1 pseudogene is annotated in these 456 nt (G+C 57.5%); it reads left to right on the top strand.

The window, feature by feature from the left end:
* A pseudogene (locus tag ACTHRE_RS11060) lies at positions 1–456 on the top strand (hypothetical protein); the annotation flags it as partial.

Raw genomic sequence — 456 nt, 5'->3', positions numbered from 1 at the left:
GCCGCCAATATCGCCAAAGGCATCAACTTCGGCGGTACCACCGGCAGCAACAACTACGCATTGGGTGACACCATCAACGTTAAAGGCGACAGCAACATCATCAGCGAAACCGTAGCCGGTGGCGCACAGCTGAAACTGGCCAAAGACATCACTGTTGACAGCGTCACCGCAGGCGACAGCAAACTGAATTCAGACGGCCTCACCATTACCGGTGGCCCGAGTGTGACCAAGTCAGGCATCCATGCCGCCGGCAACAAGATCACCAACGTTGCCGCCGGTACCGATGACAACGACGCCGTCAACTACAGCCAGCTGAAACAGCAAAGCGCCGCCGCCCGTACCGAGGTCGCAGCCGGTACCAACATCAAAGACGTGGTTAAAGGAGTCGGCAATAAAGGCCAAGACGTTTACACCGTCAACGCCAAAGGCACGACTGCGAGCGCCGGTTCGAGCAAA

This window comes from Neisseria sp. P0001.S007, assembly GCF_051963655.1.
In the GTDB taxonomy this organism is placed as follows: domain Bacteria; phylum Pseudomonadota; class Gammaproteobacteria; order Burkholderiales; family Neisseriaceae; genus Neisseria; species Neisseria subflava_A.
The sequence above is the reverse complement of the archived record's forward strand: the minus strand, read 5'-3'. Positions and strand labels throughout refer to the sequence as shown.